18 protein-coding genes are annotated in these 20,511 nt (G+C 62.7%); 11 read left to right on the forward strand and 7 right to left on the reverse strand.

All coding sequences use genetic code 11. The annotated features are described in order from the left end of the window. Positions 1–8: 8 nt before the first annotated feature. Positions 9–608, reverse strand: a complete 600-nt coding sequence (locus AC1DVS_RS11765; RefSeq protein ID WP_478023182.1) for a LuxR C-terminal-related transcriptional regulator — start codon at positions 606–608, stop codon at positions 9–11. Positions 609–918: 310 nt separating this feature from the next. On the opposite strand from AC1DVS_RS11765, the gene AC1DVS_RS11770 reads away from it, so the two are divergent. Next, a complete protein-coding gene (locus AC1DVS_RS11770; protein ID WP_478023184.1) occupies positions 919–3,873 on the forward strand; it encodes an autotransporter outer membrane beta-barrel domain-containing protein in 2,955 nt (984 codons plus the stop codon). A gap of 191 nt (positions 3,874–4,064) precedes the next feature. Here AC1DVS_RS11770 and AC1DVS_RS11775 read toward each other — a convergent pair whose 3' ends face one another. Both AC1DVS_RS11775 and cysS read right to left on the reverse strand, forming a co-directional pair. After that, positions 4,065–5,000 carry an NAD(P)-dependent oxidoreductase gene (locus tag AC1DVS_RS11775; protein WP_478023186.1) on the reverse strand — a complete coding sequence of 312 codons (936 nt, stop codon included), beginning with the start codon at positions 4,998–5,000 and terminating at the stop codon, positions 4,065–4,067. Positions 5,001–5,029: 29 nt separating this feature from the next. Next, positions 5,030–6,472, reverse strand: a complete 1,443-nt coding sequence (cysS, locus tag AC1DVS_RS11780; protein WP_478023187.1) for a cysteine--tRNA ligase — start codon at positions 6,470–6,472, stop codon at positions 5,030–5,032. Between the two features lie 131 nt (positions 6,473–6,603). Between cysS and rpsU the strand changes: the two genes are divergently transcribed. From rpsU to AC1DVS_RS11820, 8 genes are all read left to right on the forward strand, one after another. Beyond that, positions 6,604–6,810 (forward strand): 30S ribosomal protein S21, encoded by a 207-nt coding sequence (gene rpsU / locus AC1DVS_RS11785; RefSeq protein ID WP_034160206.1) that lies wholly within the window; start codon positions 6,604–6,606, stop codon positions 6,808–6,810. A gap of 86 nt (positions 6,811–6,896) precedes the next feature. Next, positions 6,897–7,535 carry an FKBP-type peptidyl-prolyl cis-trans isomerase gene (locus tag AC1DVS_RS11790; protein WP_478023189.1) on the forward strand — a complete coding sequence of 213 codons (639 nt, stop codon included), beginning with the start codon at positions 6,897–6,899 and terminating at the stop codon, positions 7,533–7,535. Between the two features lie 80 nt (positions 7,536–7,615). After that, a complete protein-coding gene (locus AC1DVS_RS11795) occupies positions 7,616–8,233 on the forward strand; it encodes an FKBP-type peptidyl-prolyl cis-trans isomerase (RefSeq protein WP_478023190.1) in 618 nt (205 codons plus the stop codon). Next, complete coding sequence (locus tag AC1DVS_RS11800; RefSeq protein ID WP_478023192.1) at positions 8,230–8,784, forward strand: FKBP-type peptidyl-prolyl cis-trans isomerase; 555 nt, start codon at positions 8,230–8,232, stop codon at positions 8,782–8,784. The genes AC1DVS_RS11795 and AC1DVS_RS11800 overlap by 4 nt, the downstream gene beginning before the upstream one ends. A gap of 103 nt (positions 8,785–8,887) precedes the next feature. Next, positions 8,888–10,297: a cytochrome ubiquinol oxidase subunit I gene (locus tag AC1DVS_RS11805; protein WP_478023193.1), complete on the forward strand. Its 1,410-nt coding sequence runs from the start codon at positions 8,888–8,890 to the stop codon at positions 10,295–10,297. Further along, positions 10,294–11,301: a cytochrome d ubiquinol oxidase subunit II gene (gene cydB, locus AC1DVS_RS11810; RefSeq protein ID WP_478023195.1), complete on the forward strand. Its 1,008-nt coding sequence runs from the start codon at positions 10,294–10,296 to the stop codon at positions 11,299–11,301. The genes AC1DVS_RS11805 and cydB overlap by 4 nt, the downstream gene beginning before the upstream one ends. Next, entirely contained in the window at positions 11,301–11,423 is a 123-nt protein-coding gene (locus AC1DVS_RS11815) for a DUF2474 domain-containing protein (RefSeq protein ID WP_478023197.1), read from the forward strand. Before cydB ends, AC1DVS_RS11815 begins: the two co-directional genes overlap by 1 nt. Before the next feature lie 38 nt (positions 11,424–11,461). After that, on the forward strand, positions 11,462–12,550 hold the full coding sequence (locus AC1DVS_RS11820) for an acyltransferase family protein (RefSeq protein ID WP_478023199.1): 1,089 nt from the start codon (positions 11,462–11,464) through the stop codon (positions 12,548–12,550). Here the strand turns inward: AC1DVS_RS11820 and wecC are convergent. Then, positions 12,547–13,827, reverse strand: coding sequence for a UDP-N-acetyl-D-mannosamine dehydrogenase (gene wecC, locus AC1DVS_RS11825; protein ID WP_478023201.1), 1,281 nt, complete (start codon positions 13,825–13,827; stop codon positions 12,547–12,549). The genes AC1DVS_RS11820 and wecC overlap by 4 nt on opposite strands. 291 nt (positions 13,828–14,118) lie before the next feature. Here wecC and AC1DVS_RS11830 point away from each other — a divergent pair, with 291 nt between their 5' ends. Together AC1DVS_RS11830 and galU are read left to right on the forward strand one after the other, a co-directional pair. Beyond that, positions 14,119–14,802, forward strand: a complete 684-nt coding sequence (locus AC1DVS_RS11830; protein ID WP_478023739.1) for a class I SAM-dependent methyltransferase — start codon at positions 14,119–14,121, stop codon at positions 14,800–14,802. Between the two features lie 97 nt (positions 14,803–14,899). Continuing rightward, positions 14,900–15,769, forward strand: a complete 870-nt coding sequence (gene galU / locus AC1DVS_RS11835) for a UTP--glucose-1-phosphate uridylyltransferase GalU (RefSeq protein WP_478023203.1) — start codon at positions 14,900–14,902, stop codon at positions 15,767–15,769. A 27-nt stretch (positions 15,770–15,796) separates the two neighbouring features. On the opposite strand, the gene AC1DVS_RS11840 is transcribed toward galU, so the two are convergent. The 3 genes from AC1DVS_RS11840 to AC1DVS_RS11850 form a co-directional block, all read right to left on the reverse strand. Next, positions 15,797–16,717 carry a J domain-containing protein gene (locus AC1DVS_RS11840; protein ID WP_478023205.1) on the reverse strand — a complete coding sequence of 307 codons (921 nt, stop codon included), beginning with the start codon at positions 16,715–16,717 and terminating at the stop codon, positions 15,797–15,799. Positions 16,718–16,806: 89 nt separating this feature from the next. Next, the gene (locus tag AC1DVS_RS11845) at positions 16,807–18,018 is read right to left on the reverse strand and encodes a tetratricopeptide repeat protein (RefSeq protein WP_478023207.1); all 1,212 of its coding nucleotides are present in this window, start codon (positions 18,016–18,018) and stop codon (positions 16,807–16,809) included. Next, a complete protein-coding gene (locus tag AC1DVS_RS11850; protein WP_478023209.1) occupies positions 18,018–20,294 on the reverse strand; it encodes a GumC family protein in 2,277 nt (758 codons plus the stop codon). Before AC1DVS_RS11850 ends, AC1DVS_RS11845 begins: the two co-directional genes overlap by 1 nt. Positions 20,295–20,511: the final 217 nt, after the last annotated feature.

The raw sequence follows: 20,511 nt of genomic DNA on the forward strand, positions 1-20,511 counted from the left end.
GCAGCCAGTCAGCGCTTGTCGCTGGCGGGGGGCGCGGCATCGAGCAGGATCGCGGCACGCAGCCCCATCAGCGATTTGGCCCCGAACCGCCGCATCAGTTTCGCACGATGAAATTCTACCGTGCGGGGGCTGAGCTTCAACATGAGCCCGACCGATTTGTTCGACCCACCCTGCAAAAGGCCGAGAACCACGTCGCGTTCGCGTTCGCTGAGCCGCTGGCTTCTACGGATGAGATCCTCGTCCCGCGCGGGCATGGTGTCAGGAATAGTGGCGCTGATCAGGATGCCAGCCTGCGTCTCAGCCGCACCGAAGCAGGAGAGGGTGGCATGAACATCGACCCCTTCGGTTGAAACCGTTGGCAGGCGGAGCCGTAGACGACCCTGCCAATGCCCGTTCGCGGCCAGCGCAGCGCGGATCACCTCCCGACCCCGGGGGCAGGCGGAGACCAGCTTGCCAAGGCGATGCGCCGGCAAGGCGTCGGTCGCCGACAGGCCGACAAGCTGGCGCGCGGCGTGATTGGCGAAGATGGGACGGAAACGCGGGTCGCAGATCACGAACGCGGTCGGAGCCTGTGTTACCGCAACCATCAGCTGGTACGATATATCCACGCCGCGATCGTTCGCAGAGGGGCGGTGATCCGGCACAATTGGTCCCAAAATTTCGAGCAAGGTTACGGCTCCGCGAACCACAGTGTTCTTGGCCGACAGAAAATTCCGCAGCCGTTACATTGATATGCGCTGGTAGTCATACGAGTGGCATAGCATCCGGGTTGCATTTATGGCGACACAAATCTGCCGGGGGGCTTGTCAGGAGATCGGTTAAATGATCGTTTCGCATCGGTCTGTTCGCGCTATTACTGTTTCCTGTCGCGCCAGAGCCAGGCTTCTCATCGGTTCCGGCCTCGGCGCGCTTGCCATCGTGGCAGCGGCGCAGCCCGCGTTCGCCAATGATGAGTGCGGCAGTGCGGCCGGCGGCAGCGTCGTCTGCACCGCAGCCAATAATCCCTATGCGAATGGCGTTACCTACATAGCGCCGCCGGCGGGTCTGAAGATCACCATTAACCCGGATGTGGCGATCAACACGAGCGGCAGCGCCCACGCGGGACTCACCGCCCTCCTGACCGGTACCCAGTCTGTTAAGGTGCATGCTGCGCCCGGCTCGACGATCATCACTGACGGCGCCGGCGCTTTCGGCGTTGTGCTCGCCACGGATAGTGGGGGCATCACTGCGACGACCTCCATCGTCAAGACCAGCGGTGCAGGTGCAACCGGGATCCGCGCCACTTCGGCAACGGGCAACATCACGCTTATTGGCGGGACGACCACCACCACCGGCGTCAACGCCGGCGGCATCAGCGCCATCACGGACAGCGGCGCGATCGACATCACGACTGGGACGGTCATCACATCCGGCGCCAACGCGGTCGGCGCGTCGGCGCGCTCCAATACGGGCAATGTGACGATCACCGTTGGCACGATCGGCACCAGCGGTGCCGGCTCGGTCGGCGCGATTGCGCGGACCGGGGGTAGCGGAGCCGCCACCATCCAGGGTGGCAATATCTCCGTAACCGGCACCGACGCGACGGGTGCGAGCGTGAAATCGGCAACCGGTGCGGCGACGGTCAATCTGGCCAGCGTCAAGACCAGGGGTGCCAACGCGGACGGCATCAACGCAACCTCGACCGGCGGGACGGCCAGCGTGACAGCCACTCGTGTCCTGACGAACGGCGACAATGCGAACGGTATCGTCGCGAGTGGGGCGCTGGGCGCAAACGTTACCTATGGCACCATTTCCACCACGGGTGCCGGCGCGACCGGCATTTTGATCCCCGCGGGCCCGGTAGTCACGGCGAAGGCGACCGTCACCGGTAGCGGCCCGATCAGCACCGCCGGCGCAAACGCCGACGCGATCAACGTCAATGCGACTGGCGCGGTCACCCTTGCGACCACCGGTACGATCGCGACCACCGGCAATAACAGCCGCGGCGTCGTTGCGAATGGCGGCGGCGCGGTGAACGTGTCGACGGCCGGCGTGACCACCGCCGGTACGACATCAGCGGGCATCGTCGCCACCAGCACCGGCAGCTCGGTCCGGGTCGTCCTCGCAGGGACCAACAGCTCGGCGACCTCGGACGGCGTGACCATTGTGGCTGCGTCGAGCGCCGTCCTGGATATCGCCGCGGGCAGTTCGCTCAACGGCGGTGCAAATGGCGCGACGATTACCTCGGGCACTGCCACCAAGGTCAACAACGCCGGTACCCTCAACGGCGCAGCTTATGCGCTGGTCGCCAATGGCGGCGCGGTGACGCTGAACAACGTCGGCACGCTCAATGGCCGGATCGCGCTCAGCGACAACGCCGATGTCGTCAACAACAGCGGTGTGTTCAACGCGACTGGAGTCAGCCTCTATGGCGCCGGCAATGACCAGTTCAACAACAGCGGCACCTATCTTGCCAATGCCGGCGCGGACTTCGGCGCGGGCGCGGACACGTTCACAAATACGGGGACTTTCCGCGTGCTCGGCACTTCCGGATCCGCCGGCACGATCACCCTTGCCGGACTCGAGGCCTATAACAATTCGGGCCTGATCGATCTGCGCAACGGCCATGTCGGTGACGTGCTCATATTGCCGGGCACCTATACCGGAACCGGGTCGGCAATGGTCGCTCTCGAGGTTAATCCCGGCGGTGCGGGCGCCAATACCGATCAGCTCCGCATCGGGGGTGCGGCTACGGGATCGACTCAAGTCACGCTGACGAGCATCGGCACCAATCCCGCCGTGCTGGGCACCAGCGCGGTGCTGGTCCAGGCTGGGGCCGGGTCGAGTGCCAATGCGTTCACGCTGGCAAATGCCAATGTCGATCAGGGCCTCATCCAGTACGGCATCGTCTACAACCCGACGACGTTCGCTTATAACCTGGTCGGCGCTCCCGGTGTCGGCGTGTACCGCACCGCGATCTTTGGTGAGGCGGTGCGCAACCTGTGGCTGCAATCCGGCGACGCCTGGACCGGCCATATGCGCGAGCTGCGCGACAATATTGCGGCGAACGGCACCGGTGGCGCAGGCGGCAGGGTCTGGGCCCAGACCCTCGGCCAGGTCGAGCAGCGGACGAGCAGCCGGACGGTGACCAATTTCGGCATCACCAGCCAGGCCGATCTCGGCTATAAGCAGGATTATTTCGGCGGCCAGATGGGCGTTGATTTCGGCGGCGGCGGCCTCGCCTACGGGATCACCGGCGGCTATCTCAATTCCAACCTGAACTTCGCCAATTCGGCCGACCGCATGAACTTCGACGACGTGAATGTGGGCGTCTATGCCAATTATTCGGCGGGCGGCTTGTTCCTCAACGCGCTCGCCAAATATGATCATTATTGGGGCAGCACCAGGAGCCTGACGGGTCGCTACAGCCGTGACCTGCAGGGCTCGGTCTATGGCGGCAAGGCTGAGATCGGCTACCGCTTCGGCACCAGCCTGTTCGTCGAGCCGGCGGCGAGCGTGTCCTATACGCATAGCGACATGGACGATTTCACCCTCGCATCAGGCAGCTTCGGCTTCGATGCGCAGGATGGCGTCCGCGGCAAGGGCGGCGCCCGGATCGGCTACGTCACCCAGATCGGTGCGGCGAAGGTCTCCCTCTATGGCGGCGGCAACTATGTCCACGAGTTCAAGGGCCAGGACCGGGTCGCCTTTGTCAGCGGCGGCCAGACAGTGCTGTTCTCGAACGACCGGATCCGCGACTATGGCGAGGGCACGCTCGGCCTGAACATCGGTTCGGCGCAGGGCAAGATCAGCGGCTTCTTCGAGGGCCGTTACGCCGATGGCGGCGATTTTGAGGGCTATGGTGGCCGCGCCGGGGTGCGCCTGCGCCTCTGATCGTTCACTACCGCAAAAGATCCTGGGCCGCCCCGCAAGGGGCGGCCCATATTATGTCCGGGCCTGGGGATACCCTCTGCTCTCCCTGCCGCTGGCAGGCGCGGGCAGCTGGCCAAAGGCGTCGCGCAGCGTTTGAGACGATCGGGAGCTCACCCCAGCCTTCCCCCGGGAGAGAAGGGGAGAAAGCCAGATCAGTAGCCGGCTTCCAGATCCACCACGTTCTTCATTTCCCGCCCGGCCAAGAACGCGTCGAGATTGTCGAGGAACAGTGCCGCTGCCCGCAGGAACATCTTGGTCTGGCTCCGGCCTGAGAGGTGCATCGAGTGGATCACATTGGGCGCGCTCCACAGCGGATGCTCTGGCGGTAGCGGCTCCGGATGCACCGTATCGAGAAAAGCGCCGGCAATGCGCCGGGCGACAAGCGCCGCGATCAGCGCGTCCTGATCGACCATATCGCCGCGCGCGATGTTGATCAGCCAGGCCGATCGCTTCATCGCCGCGATCTCGGCTTCTCCGATCATGGCTTTGGTCGCATCGGTCGAGGGGGCGGCGAGGATCACCCAGTCATGGTCGCCGAGCGTCTCCTGCCATTGATCGGGCCTGAGCGTACCGCCACGGCCCGATCGTGTAACTCCGGTCACGGTGACCCCGAACGCTTCGAGCCGCTTCCCGATCAGCTCTCCGATCGTGCCGTAGCCGATGATCAGCGCTGAGGTTTCGAACAGCTCGACCTTTCCGGGAGCATCGGTTGGCCATTCGTGGCGATCGGCGAGGCGCAGCACTTCGTCGAAGCGTTTGGCGGCGGCGAGTACGCCCATGACCGCATATTCAGCGACCGCGATCGCGTTGATCCCGGCGCCGTTGGTAACGATGACGTCATGGCGTCGGAGCGCATCAAGCGGGAAGGAATCGAGGCCGGCATAGATGGTCGAAACCCATTTGAGCTTCTCGCCGCGGCCGATCGTCTCGCCGGTCCAGCCGGGCTGCTGCTGGTCCACCCAGGCGATATCGGCATCGACCACCATCGCGTTGGCCTCATGATGATTGGCGTACCAGGCAACATCGAGCCCGGCCGGGATTCGCGGTTCGAGGAGCGGGCGGGCGAGGGCGGGGAGCACGGCTTTCATGGACAGGGTCCTAACTTCAGGGTCCTAACTTAGAGTGCGAGCTTCCAGTCCCAGCCGAGTGGATCGCCGTCCATCACCTCGACACCAGCTGCCGCGAGCTCGTCGCGAATCGCGTCCGAGCGTGCAAAGTCCTTCGCCACGCGCGCCTCGCGGCGTTCGGCCAGCCTTGCCTCGATCTCTACCGGCATGATTGCCGCGCCTGCGGGCACCAGCCGCAGCGCCTCACGCGTCAGCACCGACAGAACCAGACCAAGCACCTCGTCGAACGCGACCAGCGTCTTCAACCGCGTGGCGGGCGACAGTTTCTTGTCCGCCAGCATTTCGTCGAGCACGGGCAAGGCGCGGGGCGTGTTGAGATCGTCCGACACCGCCGCGTCGAGCGCCTCGAGATAGCGAGAGGTATCGCCAGTCTCGGTCCCGTCGTTGCGGGCGCGGAGAGCCTCGGCGGTCATCACCAGCCGCTTCAGCCGAGTCAGTGCCGCCACGAGATTCTCGCCGGAGAATTCCAACTCGCTGCGATAATGCGCGCTCAGGCACATCAGGCGATAGGCGAGCGGATGTACGCCGGCATCAAGCAGCGTCTGGAGTCGCGTGAACTCCCCGGCCGATTTGCTCATCTTGCCGCCGGCCCGCTCGACCAGGAAGTTGTTGTGCATCCAGAAATTGGCGCCGGTGTCCGCACAGCCGCAATGCGCCTGATTCTGCGCGATTTCGTTGGGATGATGGATCTCGCGGTGATCGATGCCGCCGGTATGGATGTCGAAGCTGGCGCCGAGATATTTCTGGCTCATCACCGAGCATTCGAGGTGCCAGCCGGGCGCGCCCCGGCCCCAGGGCGAATCCCATTCCATCTGGCGATTCTCGCCCGGTGGCGATGTACGCCAGATCGCGAAGTCCTGCGGATTGCGCTTGCCCGCGACCGGATCGATCCGTCCTTCGCGCTCATCGTCCGCGACGCGGGCGAGGCGGCCGTAGTCGGGGACCGTGCTCACATCGAAGTACAGGCCGCTCTCCAGCGCGTAGCAATGTTTGGGGGCGATATCGGTCGCGAAGGCTATCATCTCGGCGATATGATCGGTCGCCAGCGGGAAGCGGGAGGGCTCCCGGATGTTGAGGTCCTTCAGATTCTGTTTGAATGCCGCTGTGTAGTGTGCGGCGATATCCCAGATGCTCGTCGCACTGGCGCGCGCCGCCGCTTCCATCTTGTCGTCGCCGGCGTCAGCGTCCGAGGTGAGGTGGCCGACATCGGTGATGTTGATGATGTGGGTAAGGGAATAGCCCTTCCAGGTCAGCACCCGGCTCAGCGTGTCAGTGAAGACATAGGCGCGCAGGTTGCCGATATGGGCGTAATTATACACCGTCGGCCCGCACGAATAGACGCGCACATTGGCGGAGTCGATCGGCCGGAAGGGCTCGAGCGATCTGGTGAGGCTGTTATAGAGGGTCAGCTGGGCGTGGTGAGTCATGGTCATCAGGCGCTTAGCGATCGATATGCCTCGATGTCACTTGAAACTTGATGGCACCACTGGTAGGGGCCAGCCCCACACGGCGCGGACACTGTCTGCGACGACCAATTTCTATTGATTCGGAGTTCGGCGGGTTTATGCAAATCATCGTTCGCGACAACAATGTTGACCAGGCGCTGCGCGCCCTGAAAAAGAAGCTGCAGCGCGAGGGCGTGTATCGCGAGATGAAGCTGCGCCGTCATTACGAGAAGCCCAGCGAGAAGCGCGCCCGTGAGCGTGCCGCTGCCGTCCGCCGCGCCCGCAAGCTCGAGCGCAAGCGGCTGGAGCGCGACGGGGCGCGGTAAGACCGCGTCGGGGGCTCAGGCCCTCGTCTTGGCCCTATCTTCCCAAATCTTCGGCACCGTCAGGCGCCGCGTCAGGGTGCCCGCAAATGTCCTCGATCACCGCCGTTCCGTTGCAACCCGTCAAGCGGAGCGTGCTGGTGTATCTATGGGCGGGCATCGCGATCGCGGTGCTCGGCGCCTTTGCACTCGCCTGGATGGCGCCGCTCGATCCGGTTTCGTCGTTCCTCGCGACAAACCGCAAGGCGCCTGGGGTGATACAGACCGCCTCGGGTCTTCAATATCAGATTCTCTCACCCGGCAAAGGCGGCGTCAGCCCCACCGACACCGATGTTGCGTTGATCAACTATGAGGGCAAGCTGACCGACGGCACGACCTTCGACAAATCGCAGCAGCCCACGCCGCTCGCCATTCGCGCCGCGGACGGAAAAGGTACCCAGGGGATCGTCCCCGGCTTCTCCGAAGGGTTGAAGCTGATGACGAAGGGAGCCAAATACCGGTTCTGGATCAAGCCGAGCCTTGGCTATGGCGACAAGGTCAATGGCCCGATCCCGGCGCATTCGGTGCTGGTGTTCGATGTGGAGTTGATGGATTTCCTTTCCGAGTCGGTGATCCGCCGGATGCAGATGCAGCAGCAGCTGCAACAGCAGCAGCAAGGCGGCGCCGCTGGTAGCGGGATGCCGCCTGGCGCCGGCGGCCTGCCGCCTGGAGCAATCCCCGGTCAGTGAGTCCCCTTGCCGGGCTCCGCCACGATATTTTCCCTGACATTTCGGTCCGCCGCGCTCGCCGCGGCCCGAGGAGATAGAAGATGGCCACCATTCCCCCCGTTTCATCCAAGCCGGCAGCGCCGCGGTCGCCGCTCCTCTATATCCTGCTGGGTATCGCCATCGGGGCGCTCGCCACAGCGGCGATCGGCTGGGGCGTGATCAGATGGCAGGCTTATTCGAAGACGCCCGAATATTTCCTGTCGCACAACCGCAGCTCGGACAAGAGCGTCGTCGAGACCGCGTCCGGGCTGCAATATAAGGTGCTGACACCCGGCAAGGGTCCGAAGCCGACGGATACTGATGTCACCCTCATCAATTACGAGGGCAAGCTGACTGACGGCACGACGTTCGACAAATCGGAACAGCCGACGCCGATGCCGGTCAAGGGTGTCGTGCCGGGCTTTTCCGAGGCGCTGAAGCTGATGAACAAGGGCGCCAAATACCGGCTCTGGATCAAGCCGAGCCTTGGCTATGGCGCCAGTGCCAAGGGACCGATCCCCGCCAATTCAGTGCTGGTATTCGATGTCGAGCTGATCGATTTCATACCCGAAGCAACGCTTCGTCAGATGCAGATGCAGCAGCAGATGATGCAGCAACCGGGCGGCGCGCTGCCGCCGGGTGCAGGCGCGTCGCCGGCTGAGGTACCCAAGGGCAAGTGAGCGCACGTCCTTTGCGCGCGCGCGCACGGTGGGCGCGCCTCGCCATCATCGTCGGTGCCTCCGGCGCTTTCTGGGCCGTGCCAGCCTTGGCCGTGCAGGCCACGCCGGATCCGGCTGCCGCGTTCCTCTCGACGAATCGCACCGCTTCAGGCGTCGTCGAGACTGCGTCCGGGCTGCAATATAAGGTGCTGACGCCGGGCCAGGACGATGCAAAGCCGACCGACCAGGACATCGCGCTGGTCAATTACGAAGGCCGTCTCGTAGACGGAACCAGCTTTGACAAATCCACTCAGCCGACGCCGATGCCGGTCGCCGGTGTGGTTCCGGGCTTTGCCGAGGGCCTGAAGCTGATGGCGCGGGGCGCCAAGTATCGCTTCTGGATCAAACCCGAGCTTGGCTATGGCAGCGAAGCGAGCGGACCGATCCCTGCGAATTCAGTACTGGTGTTCGATGTCGAAATGCTCGATTTTCTGCCCGAGGCCGTCGTCCGCCAGATGATGGAGCAGCAGCAGTCCCAGACCGCCCCCAGCACGGCGGTGCCGCAACCTTAAGCCGATTGCGCCGGCGTGCTTTGCGCGCCCGACAGGCTGCATCGGCTGCACTTGCAAGGCTGCGAATCGGGGCGCAAAGCCGCGCGAACCAGGGGAAAAACCCATGTTCGACGCCGTCGATCCTATCCTGCTCGCACGCGCGCAATTCGCGTTCACCGTCAGCTTCCATTTTATCTTCCCGTCCTTCTCGATCGGGCTGGCGAGCTATCTCGCGGTGCTCGAAGCCTTGTGGCTGAAGACGGGCAAGCAGCTCTATCTCGATATCTTCCGCTTCTGGCTGAAGATCTTCGCGGTCGCCTTTGCGATGGGCGTCGTCTCCGGAATCGTCATGTCCTATCAGTTCGGCACGAACTGGGCGGTGTTCTCGGACAAGACCGGGCCGGTGATCGGGCCGTTGATGGCCTATGAGGTGCTGACCGCCTTCTTCCTCGAGGCGGGCTTTCTGGGTGTGATGCTGTTCGGGATGGAGAAGGTCGGCAAGCGGCTTCACTTTGCCGCGACCTGCCTCGTCGCGATCGGCACCTGCCTTTCCGCCTTCTGGATCCTATCCGCCAATAGCTGGATGCAGACACCGACCGGCTATGCGATCAATGCGCAGGGGCAGTTCGTCGTGGCGGGATCCTGGGCGACGGTGATCTTCAATCCCAGCTTCCCCTATCGGCTCGTCCACACGGTGATCGCTGCCTATCTGACCACCTCGCTGGTGGTCGGCGCGACCGGCGCCTGGCATCTGCTGAGGAACCGCGACGATCCGCACGCACGAAAGATCTTCTCCATGGCGATGTGGATGGCGGCACTGGTCGCGCCGGTCCAGATCTTCGCTGGCGATGCGCAGGGACTGAACACGCTCGAGCACCAGCCGGCCAAGGTGATGGCAATGGAGGGGCATTATGACAGCCATCCGCACGGCGCACCGCTGATCCTGTTCGGCATCCCCAATCCCGCCGAGAAGCGGATGGACTATGCGGTGGAGATTCCCAAAGCCTCGTCGCTGATCCTGAAGCACGATTTGAACGCGCCGCTCGCGGGACTTGATACCGTGCCCCTGGATGAGCAGCCGCCGGTCGCGATCCTGTTCTGGTCGTTCCGGATCATGGTCGGCCTTGGTCTTGCGATCTTCGGCCTGGGGCTGTGGAGCCTCCTCGCCCGGGCTCGGGGCAAGCTTTACGACTGGCGCTGGCTGCACCGGGCGGGCGTTGCGATGGGCCCGGCCGGGTTCATCGCAGTAATCGCGGGCTGGGTCACGACTGAGGTCGGGCGGCAGCCATGGACCGTATGGCATCTGCTCCGCACGACCCAGAGTGCTTCGCCGCTTGCCGCACCGGCGGTTGGAGCATCGCTGATCGCCTTTGTGTGCGTCTATTTCGCGGTATTCGGGATCGGCACCTGGTATATCCTGAAGCTGATCGGCAAGGGCGTTGAGCCGGGCGAGCCCGAGCTCGGCAATGCGCCGATCCGCACCGCCGGGATTACGCCCGGCCCCGTACAACCGGGCGGAGGGCAGGTGCCATGAGCGTCAGCCATGATCTCGCGACGATCTGGGCTTTCCTGATCGCTTTTGCGGTGTTCGCCTATGTCGTGCTCGATGGGTTCGACCTCGGCATCGGCATCATCTTCCCCGCCTTTGCGGTCGGCAAGGAACGCGATTCAGCGATGAACGCCATCGCGCCGGTGTGGGACGGCAACGAGACCTGGCTGGTGCTTGGAGGCGGCGGATTGATGGCGGCGTTTCCGCTCGCCTTTGCGATCCTGATGCCGGCCTTTTACCCGCTGGTCATCGCGATGCTGCTCGGACTCGTGTTTCGCGGCGTCGCGTTCGAGTTCCGCTGGCGCAATCCACGGCACCAGGCGTTTTGGGATTTCGCCTTCACCGCAGGATCGATCGTCGCGGCACTGGCGCAGGGAATCATCCTTGGCGCGCTACTGCAGGGAGTGAAGGTGACCGGGCGCGGCTATGGCGGCGGCTGGCTCGACTGGCTGACGCCGTTCAGCCTGTTGACCGGGGCAAGCGTGATTGCCGCCTATGCCCTGCTCGGCAGTAGCTGGTTGATCGCCAAGACCGAAGGCGAGGCACAGGAAAAGGCTTTCCGGCTGGCCCGCCGTTACGGCGTCATCACCCTGATCGCGATTGCGGCGGTCAGTGCCGCCACGCCTTTCCTCGCCCATGATTATTATACGCGCTGGCTGACAATGCCCGGCCTGCTGCTCACCGCGCCAGTGCCGGTGCTCGTCGCCATACTCGGGTTTCTCTTCTGGCGAGCGCTGGCGCGCGGGGCCGAATCGGCGCCGTTCCTGCTGACGCTGGCGCTGTTCGCGCTCTGCTTCGTCGGGCTCGGGATCAGCATGTATCCCTATATCGTGCCCGATGCGGTGACGATCTGGGATGCGGCCTCTCCAGCATCGAGCCAGGGCTTCATGCTGATCGGCGCCGGGATCATGCTGCCGCTGATCCTCGGTTATACGGGCTGGGCCTATTGGGTATTCCGCGGCAAGGTCGGCACCGCAGGTTATCATTGATGCAGGGCGACGCTGCGGGGCCGTTGTGGAAGCGGCTCGCCTGGATGGTAGCGATCTGGGCGATGAGCATCCTGGCGCTCGGGGTGGTGGCGACGATCCTGCGCTGGTGGCTGCGCGCCTGAGCTTTCGCTCGCAGGTGCCGCGTGATACCGATCCGGTCATGGGGGATCAACCGACCGGGGCCGTGGGCCGAGACGAGCATCTGGCGAGGCTCGACGTGCTTCGTTTCCCGCTGATCGTCCTGATCGTCTATCTCCACGCGACAGGCTACACCGCCAATTTCGCTAATGGCTCGAAGACGCTGGCCAATGCCGATATTGTCGAGGGCGTGCAGTCGATTACCGGCACGATCGCGCGAATTGCGGTGCCGCTTTTCTTCATGATGTCGGGCTTCCTGTTCTTCCGCGGCGCGGCCTTCTCGGCTGCGATCTATCGCGCAAAATTGCGGAGCCGGGTGAAGAGCCTGCTCATACCGTTCCTGTTCTGGAACCTTGCTCTGTTCGCCCTGGTGGCGGTCGGGCAGCACGTGCCCACGCTCGCGCCCTTCTTCAACGGCCAGAGCCTGCCGCTGACGGCAATGTCGCCGTTCCAGATGGTCGACGCGGTCATCGGCATCACCCGTTTTCCGACCGCTTATCAATTCTGGTTCATCCGCGATCTGATGATCCTCGTCATCCTGTCCCCATTGCTGTGGCTCGCGGCGCGATATGCGGGGTGGGTGGCGCTCGCGGTGCTGGCGATCGGGTGGATCTTGAATATCTGGCCGGTGCCGATTCCGGCGATCGAGCCGACGCTGTTCTTCTATCTGGGCGCTTTGATCGCGATCCGAGGACGGTCATTGTTCGCGTTGGATCGGCTTGGGTGGTGGCTTGTGCCGTTGTTTGCCGTTTTGCTCGGCGTGCACTGCGCTGAACAGCTCATATATGGGACTGACTATTCACTCCACCCGCCGATGGTGGTGGGGCTGATACTGGCGCTCAAGGCGAGTCGCTGGCTGGCCGGGCCTGATCGTTGGCGCGAGCGGCTCGTGGCGCTGGGTGGCGCTTCCTTCTTCGTTTTCGCAGTGCATGAGCCGCTCGTTACGATCGGCAAGAAGCTCGCCTTCCATTCGCTGCCGATGACGGCCGGAACAGTGCTTGCAACCTATGCGGTGCTGCCGGTGGTGGTGATCTGCCTGGCGCTGGCGGGATACTGGATGTTGCTGAAGACGGTGCCAGCTTTCCTGCGCGTCATCACCGGTGGGCGTTAGGACACCCAGATGCCCCGCGTGTCGTAGATCTTCTTGTCGGCCCGCCGCGCCACGGGCACAGCCCTGAATTCGTCATGGTCGACCAGGACGATCAACACCTCGCAACGATCCAGCGCCTCATCGAGCGACACCAGAACGGCCCCGGTTTCGCGAAACGCCATCGGCAGCGCGTCGATATGCGGTTCCACGATCATTACCTGTTCGCGATATCGTTCGGCGATCGCCGATGCGACCTTGATCGCGGGGCTCTCGCGCAGATCGTCGATATTTGCCTTGAAGGCCAGGCCGAGACAGGCGATCGACGCGCCCGGAGCCGCTGCGATCGCTGCTTCCGCCCGCGCGATGCTGTAGCCGATCTTGCCGTCATTCACTTCGCGCGCGGTTCGGATCAGCCGCGCATTGGCTGGATCGCTGTCGACGATGAACCACGGGTCGACCGCGATGCAGTGGCCACCCACACCTGGGCCGGGCTGCAGGATATTGACCCGCGGATGCCGGTTGGCGAGCGAGATCACCTTCCAGACGTCGATGTCCAGTGTGTCCGCGACCATCGACAACTCATTGGCGAAGGCAATGTTGACGTCGCGGAACGAGTTCTCGACCAGCTTGCACATTTCCGCCGTGCGCGCGTCGGTGATGACGCATTCGCCCTCGACGAAGCGCTCGTAAAACGCCTTCGCGGCCTCGGCGCAGGGCTCGGTGATGCCGCCAATGCACCGGTCATTGCTGATCAGCTCCTGCAGGATTTTCCCGGGCAGCACGCGCTCGGGGCAGTAGGCGACGGCGATGTCCGGTTTGCCGGCGCAGCGTCCGGGCCAGCTCAGGTCGGGGCGTGACGCCGCCATCTCGTCTCGCATCGTCTCGGTCGTGCCGACGGGAGCGGTCGATTCGAGGATAACGAGGTTCCCCGGGCGAAGCACCGCAGCCACCGCGCGCGCGGCGGCGCGGACAAAGCGCAGATCGGGAACATGGTCGTCCATAAACGGCGTCGGCACCGCGATGACGAAGACATCGGCGGGCTGAGGCGCGATGGCGGTGCGCAACAGGCCGGACGCGACCACGTCACGCACAAGCGCATCGAGATTCGCCTCTTCGATATGGACATCGCCACGCCCAACCGTCTCTACGATATGGGCGTTGACGTCGATGCCGAGAACCTGCGCGCCGGTCTGCGCGATCACCGCCGCAGTCGGCAATCCGATATAGCCAAGGCCGACGACGCCGACCTGAAGGGCGTTGTTATTTTGCGGCCATTTCGATGCGCCCGGCTGGGTCACGCGGCTTGCCCTCTTTTTTTCCGAAAATATGCTGGGATCGCCTTGCGGCCGACGAGGGGTCGGCGGTGTTTGGACTGAATCCGTTCCATATTTGCGCTTGTGGTACAAGCACTTCTTGCCATTCGCGAGGGTTCCTTCGAGGCTCGGGCATAGCCGGGCCAGGCTCTGCCGTATTGGATCGTTGCGCCAGTTTTGGGGTTTGACGGCTGGGGGGCTGTTCTCCACTAGGCTCACAGCGGCTACGCTTGTCGCGAACGACTATCAAGAACCGCGAGGTATTTCGTGTCGAACATGTCCGATGGCGCGATTGCGTGGCACGATGATATCGCGGAGCGTTTCGCCGGCGCCTACAAGCGCTCACCTGCCTTTCAGGACAGGCTTAAGGTCTGGTCCAGCCTGATCGAGGCGCATGTCCGGCCCGGCGATGCCGTGCTCGACATGGGGTGCGGGCCCGGGTTGTTTTCGATGCTTGCTGCGCAACGTGGCGGGCAGGTTCTCGGCATCGACGGCAGCGAGCGCATGATCGCATTATGCCGGGAGAGCGCAGCCGCGTCGGGCATAAGCAACCTCGCGTTCGACGTGGCGGATATCGCGGCGCTGGATGATCACCCGGCGCCGAGCATGGACGTGATTCTGTGCTCCAGCGTCCTCGAATATGTTCCGGATCTCGACCGGCAACTGGCGCGGTTCGCCAGGCTCCTGCGGCCCGGTGGGACGCTGATCGTCTCGATGCCCAATGCCCAATCCTTCTATCGTCGGATCGAACGACTGGCGTTCCTGCTGACGAGGCGGCCTCGCTATTATGCGCATGTTCGCAACGTTCCCAGCACGGCCGGAATGAGGACTGCATTGGCGCGGGCTGGATTTGGCGTCGAGGATACCCGCTTCTTCGCTGCGCCGCCCTTTGCGGTACCCGGTGTCGGGGCCCGCCACAGCGCCACTTTGTTCGTTATGGTGGCGCGGCGAGAAGGTTGAGATAGCAGCCTTCCCTTGGTTGACCCGCGTGGCTAGGGGCAGACCGATCCTGCCGATGCCGCGCATCGGAATCCAGATTTCACGATGAGGCAATGAGATGGAATTCAAGCGGGTACGCAAGGCTGTCTTCCCGGTCGGAGGGCTGGGAACGCGGTTCCTCCCGGCGACCAAGGCACTTCCGAAGGAAATGCTGCCGGTGGTCGATCGACCGCTCATCCAATACGCCGTCGATGAGGCGCTGGAAGCCGGGATCGAGCAGATGATCTTCGTCACCGGTCGCGGCAAGTCAGCGATCGAGGACCATTTCGACATCGCATACGAGCTCGAGACGACGATGCGCCAGCGCGGCAAATCGTTGGAAATATTGCATCAGACTCGGCTGAAGCCCGGTGCGGTCGCTTATGTGCGTCAGCAGGAGCCGATGGGGCTCGGCCATGCGGTGTGGTGCGCGCGCGATATTGTTGGCGACGAGCCGTTCGCTGTGCTGCTGGCGGACGATTTCATGGTCGGCCAGCCCGGCTGCCTCAAGCAGATGATCGAGGCGTACGAAAAAGTCGGCGGCAATATGATCTGCGCGCAGGAAGTGCCCGAGGACCAGACCCATATGTACGGCGTGATCACGCCCGGTAGCCGCGACGGAAGGCTGACCGCTGTCCATGGGCTGGTGGAGAAGCCGGCGCCGGGCACGGCGCCATCCAACCTCTCGGTGATCGGGCGCTATATCCTGCAACCCGAGGTGATGCGCGTATTGGAGACTCAGGAGAAGGGCGCAGGCGGAGAAATCCAGCTAACCGACGCGATGGCCCGTATGATCGGTACCCAGCCTTTCCACGGCCTGACCTTTGACGGGCGGCGCTACGATTGCGGCGACAAGGCCGGCTATATCCAGGCCAATCTCGCGCTTGCCCTGCAGCGGGAGGATATCGGCCCGGTCGTGCGCGCGTTCGCGGAGGAGTTGTTGCGCTGACGCGTTCTCGGGAATGTTCTGGAAAACCTATTCTATGGGGTAAGCGTGGAGCAGAGCGGGAGCAGAGCTGATTGCCGCCAGCCTCTGCTTGATCACGGGGGATGGTTTCTGGAAGCTGCTGTAAAATTGTGCCTGACTGGCAGTGATCAGTTCAAAATAGCGCTTGGCATCGTCATATTTGCTCCCGCGAAGGCTGACGCTCGCCCGTAGCGCGGCAAAATCATAGGCAGCGCAATAATCCCGAGCCCGCCAGCTGATGCCACTCGCCGCGGAGCGGTGGCACCGGGCACTATATTTCATAGCTGAGGTGAGGCCATCACCACTCCCGGCGCGCCTGAGCTTCCCGGAGGCTGCGTCGATATCTTCGGGTTGCAGTGGTGGATCCAGCGGAAACCGGCGCTCTTTCCCGATTCCTGTACGGATGAGTTCTGCGCTGACGCTCGCAATCCCGGGTTGCGTGCCTTCGTTGTCGCTCACCCCGCCCGCCATAGTCTCTTCGGCGGGTTGTAACGCGCCGCTTACCCGATCGTACGCCGCTATTGTCCCACCGCAAACGATCAGAATCCCCAAGGTCGTCGCGACGCCCGTCGTAATGCCCCCCAGCAAGGTTTTCATTCTGGACGGCATGGGCGCCGGGACAGCCAGATGATCAAGCCAATTCGACCAGACCTGCCCTGCATTTGCAGGCGATGGCGGTTCTTCGATAATATGCGCGGGCTGCCACCCTCCAACGCTTCGCCGCAATTTCCTGTCATAGGCTGCGCGCTTTTGCGGTGTTCCAAGCACTGCGAACGCTTCGCTGATCTTCGCAGCTTTCACTGCGGCAATCGTTGAATTGTCTACGTCGGGATGGAATTTTTTCAGCAAAGCACGGAACGCGGCGTGTATCACCACGTCATCACAGTCGGGTGTGACACCCAATGTTCTGTAGTGCTCCCCGATTTCCATTGGCAGCAAAATAGCAAATCCCGCGTGACCCGAAAAGGGCATGTATCCCCAAGCGCAGGATCAGTCGGTTCGGAGCATGTGGCGGAGAGTCAGCGTTGCGTAAGCGCCAATTTGTCCACCCAATAGCTTGCGGGATTGACCCGATTGCTCGACCCTCCTCGAATGAGGAGGCGCTGGCCAACGCAAGCGGCCGGCACGGTAAAATCAATGGAGAAATGCGCCCATGCGTCTTGGCGTGGGGTCGGCTGGACCGAACCGATCAGTGCTCCCGTCCCGCCGATCCCGCACAAGATGCGAAGCTCGATGACGGACTGATCGGGTTGCCCTTCGGAATAGATATTTCCGGACAATCTAAATGCGCCGGGCTCGAGGGCGAGCGCCTGCGTGGCAATATAGACATCCGGTTCGCTGAACGACGCATGCAATGCGGTACCATTGCCTGCTGGATTCGCAGCGATTTCCGCATAGCTCGAATCATGGTTGTACAATGTCCAGTTGAAGGGCGGGGGAGCATCCAGGCCGTTGAATTCGGCATCGTTGATGCGGACACTCGAGCCAGCCGGCTGTCCGAGCACTATATTTTGCCAATGGTCCAGGAGCTTGCGCGGAGTATCGGTAAGCGCGCCCCTGATGAAATAGGGGTCCAGTTCCTGAGTGGTCGCAGGGGCGCCTCTTTGGCGCAGGCCCATGAAGATACGATAGGTCGTATCGGGGTCACCGATCTTGCCCGCGTTTGTGAGATACAACCAGCGCCAGGGCGGCTTGGCGGCCAAGAGTGGCACCATCAAATCCGCGATCGGCGTGCCCTGGGCAGCCCGAATGAATCCGGACAAGAAGTCACTGCTCGGGCTCGGGCTTTGACGCAGCACAATATCGGCTTCCGACACTGCCCTGCGATAGTCCCGGTGGTCCATCGCATCCGCATACAACCATGCATGCGACTGGTAATCCCGGCGCGTAGCGCTTCCCACCAATGAGAATGCGGCGCGCGCTCGCTCATCATCGCCCTGCATCATGTCGATGATCGCCAGATCACGGAGCGCCGCCGTCTCGATCGGTGATGACCTCAAGGCCTGGCGGGCATCTGCTGCGATCGTCGTCAGCTGATTCATGTCAGTGCCGGTGTAGAGATCGCGGGTCGCGATCGCTGACAATACCGCCGCGTTGCGCGGTGCGAGTTGCCTCGCGGCATCTGGCATGGACTGGGCCAATACCAGGCCACAGGAGGTCGGCAACGTCCAACCAAATGCCAAGGCGGCAGCTGCGGCCATGACGCCGCGCATCATGGCGCCGAAGCGCATTACAGGCGCAGGGTGCGCTTCGCGCGATCGATCAACGTGGGCTGTTCCTGGCCATAGCCATAATAGGAATAGCCATATTCATACCCGCTTTGACGGGAATCGAACTTGGTAAGAACCGCACCGATCAGATGTGCGTGCACGTCCGACAAGCGTCGTAGCGCGACGCGAGCAGCCTTTGCGCGGGTCTCCTTCGCGACAATCACGAACAATGTGGACTGGACATGGCTGGATATCAGTGGAGCATCGGCCAGTCCCATCACGGGCGGGCTGTCGATCACGACATGGTCGAAATATTCGAGAAGCTTGTCGACCAGCTTTGCGAGGCGCGCAGTGGCGAGCAATTCCGAGGGGTTGGGAGGCATAGGGCCAGATGGCATGACAAACAGATTGTTGATCGGCGTCCTCTGAATGAGGCTCTCGACTTCGTCATTCCCGGCCAGGGCGTCGCTCAGGCCCTGAACATTGGGTAAGCCCAACAGCTTGTGGATCGACGGCCTGCGCATATCGGCATCGATCAGGATTGCCTTGTGGCCGAGGGTCGCGAAGTTCTGGGCGACCGCGTAGGCTGTAGTGGACTTGCCTTCCGAGGCGCGCGCGCTGGTGACGAGGAGCGCACGTGGCGCACCGGCCGGCGTTGAGAATCGCAATGCGGTCTGCACGGACAGATACGCCTCGGCGAGCCCGGATTTTCGATCTTCGAGCATCTCGAGAATACGATCAGAGCTGGGTGCGAATGGAATACTTCCCAGCAGCGGAATGCCGAGCTTCTTCTCGAGATCATGCGGCGAGATGATCGACTCGTCGAGCTGGTCGATCATGAAGGCCAACATGCCGCCCACGAGCAGACCCGCCAGCAACCCGAGCAACAGATTCGGTATCGTTTTAGGCGTGAACGGCGCCCCCGGCGGGAGCGCACGATCTACAATCGAAACGTTGTTCGTGCCGATACCGCCTGCGACCCCGATCTCCTTGTAGCGCTGAAGCAGGCCGTCATAGAGGGTACGGTTCGTGTCCGCGTCTCGTTGATAGATATTGTACTGAATACTGCGGCGCCGCAGATCAAGCACATCACCTTTGAGACCGTTGACCTGGGCCTGGAGCCGGGATTCGCGCTGCATCGCGATCTCGTAGTTGTTCCGGAGCGTGGCGATGATGTTGCCGGATTCACCATTCAATTGTTTGTCGATCTCGGCGATCTGTGCCTTGATCTGCTGCATCTGTGGATATTCCGGTTTGAACTGACTGAGATTCTTGGAATATTCGGTCTGCAACTGCGCTCTCGAGGCGCGAAGCTGCGCGACAGCGCTATCGGTAGCGCCCTGGCTGGTGGTAAGTCCGCTCCCTGCTCGCGCTCGTTCGTAAATCGCCTGTGCTGCGACGCGATCGGTCTTTGCCTGTGCAAGCGAGGCATTGATTGCCGTCAGATCGGCCGCGACCAGGGACTGGCCCGCTGCCGGGGTGGCGCCGTTCGCCCCTGCGGTGGGCGTATCCAGATTGATGATCTGCTCACGACCTGCATATTCGACGAGGTTGCGTTCGGACTCCTCCAGTTTGCGGCGCACCTGCTCAAGCCGCGCTTCGAGAAACTGGCGAGCATAAGCCGTCGCATCGTAGCGGCGCTGAAGATTCGAATCGATGAACGCATCGGCAACAGCGTTCACCACTTGCGCGGACAGGGTCTTGTCAGGGCTGTCGAACGTCAAGGTAACCAGGCTTGAAGCGCGGACCGGGGTGACCTCGAGATGCGCCATGACAATGGAGGTCGCACCCAGTTCGCGACTGAGCCGCGACGACAGCTGCTTGCGCTTGGCGCCGGTAACCGTCGACGCGCGCTTGTAATTATTCATCAGAATTTCGTTGTCGCCGAGCCGAAGCTTGCGGACGACCGTCTCGGCCAGCGCGCGGCTCTTCAACAGGCCATATTGAGTCTGGTAGAATTCCTGGTTCACTTGAGAGCCGGGCGGATCGACGTCGTTCCCATCGACGATCTTTGCCGATGCCCGATCAATCTCAATCGAGCTCGAGGCGCGGTAGAGCGGCACCGTGGTGAAGGTCAGGAACATCGCAATCATCAACGCGGCTGCGACGGCACCGATCACGATCCACCGACGGCGGAGCAGGATCTGGAGGTACTGGCTCAGCGCGCTCTCGTTCTCCTGATCCTGCAGGAACGCGTCGAGACGACGTTCGGCATCACTTTGCCGGGGGTCACGAACGAGCGCCGGCTCGTTTGGCGCCTCCTCAGTCCGAATAACAGCACGCGAAAACTCGTTCATTCCAGGATCCCAAAGAATGCAAGAATCAAAAAAAGCGGTTCAAAAGGTTCCGACTATCGCCTTAGTGGACACTGGACAGCCCGGCGGAAGGGGGTTCCTGGCATTGCCACGACGATGAGCATCGTTGCGGCGCCGCCTTCTGATGCAATCTCGCAATATGAAAATATCAAATCCAATTCGAGAACGCCGGTGTAACGATTAGGCTCCATCATATTGC

The organism is Sphingomonas sp. P3_C5 (genome assembly GCF_056402635.1).

Excerpts from the sequence above, each read along its gene's own strand:
- AC1DVS_RS11775 (WP_478023186.1), bottom strand. The coding sequence starts at position 5,000 with ATGAAAGCCGTGCTCCCCGCCCTCGCCCGCCCGCTCCTCGAACCGCGA.
- cysS (WP_478023187.1), bottom strand. The coding sequence starts at position 6,472 with ATGACCATGACTCACCACGCCCAGCTGACCCTCTATAACAGCCTCACC.
- rpsU (WP_034160206.1), top strand. The coding sequence starts at position 6,604 with ATGCAAATCATCGTTCGCGACAACAATGTTGACCAGGCGCTGCGCGCC.
- AC1DVS_RS11790 (WP_478023189.1), top strand. The coding sequence starts at position 6,897 with ATGTCCTCGATCACCGCCGTTCCGTTGCAACCCGTCAAGCGGAGCGTG.
- AC1DVS_RS11795 (WP_478023190.1), top strand. The coding sequence starts at position 7,616 with ATGGCCACCATTCCCCCCGTTTCATCCAAGCCGGCAGCGCCGCGGTCG.
- AC1DVS_RS11805 (WP_478023193.1), top strand. The coding sequence starts at position 8,888 with ATGTTCGACGCCGTCGATCCTATCCTGCTCGCACGCGCGCAATTCGCG.
- cydB (WP_478023195.1), top strand. The coding sequence starts at position 10,294 with ATGAGCGTCAGCCATGATCTCGCGACGATCTGGGCTTTCCTGATCGCT.
- AC1DVS_RS11815 (WP_478023197.1), top strand. The coding sequence starts at position 11,301 with ATGCAGGGCGACGCTGCGGGGCCGTTGTGGAAGCGGCTCGCCTGGATG.
- AC1DVS_RS11820 (WP_478023199.1), top strand. The coding sequence starts at position 11,462 with ATGGGGGATCAACCGACCGGGGCCGTGGGCCGAGACGAGCATCTGGCG.
- AC1DVS_RS11830 (WP_478023739.1), top strand. The coding sequence starts at position 14,119 with ATGTCCGATGGCGCGATTGCGTGGCACGATGATATCGCGGAGCGTTTC.
- galU (WP_478023203.1), top strand. The coding sequence starts at position 14,900 with ATGGAATTCAAGCGGGTACGCAAGGCTGTCTTCCCGGTCGGAGGGCTG.
- AC1DVS_RS11840 (WP_478023205.1), bottom strand. The coding sequence starts at position 16,717 with ATGGAAATCGGGGAGCACTACAGAACATTGGGTGTCACACCCGACTGT.
- AC1DVS_RS11845 (WP_478023207.1), bottom strand. The coding sequence starts at position 18,018 with ATGCGCTTCGGCGCCATGATGCGCGGCGTCATGGCCGCAGCTGCCGCC.
- AC1DVS_RS11850 (WP_478023209.1), bottom strand. The coding sequence starts at position 20,294 with ATGAACGAGTTTTCGCGTGCTGTTATTCGGACTGAGGAGGCGCCAAAC.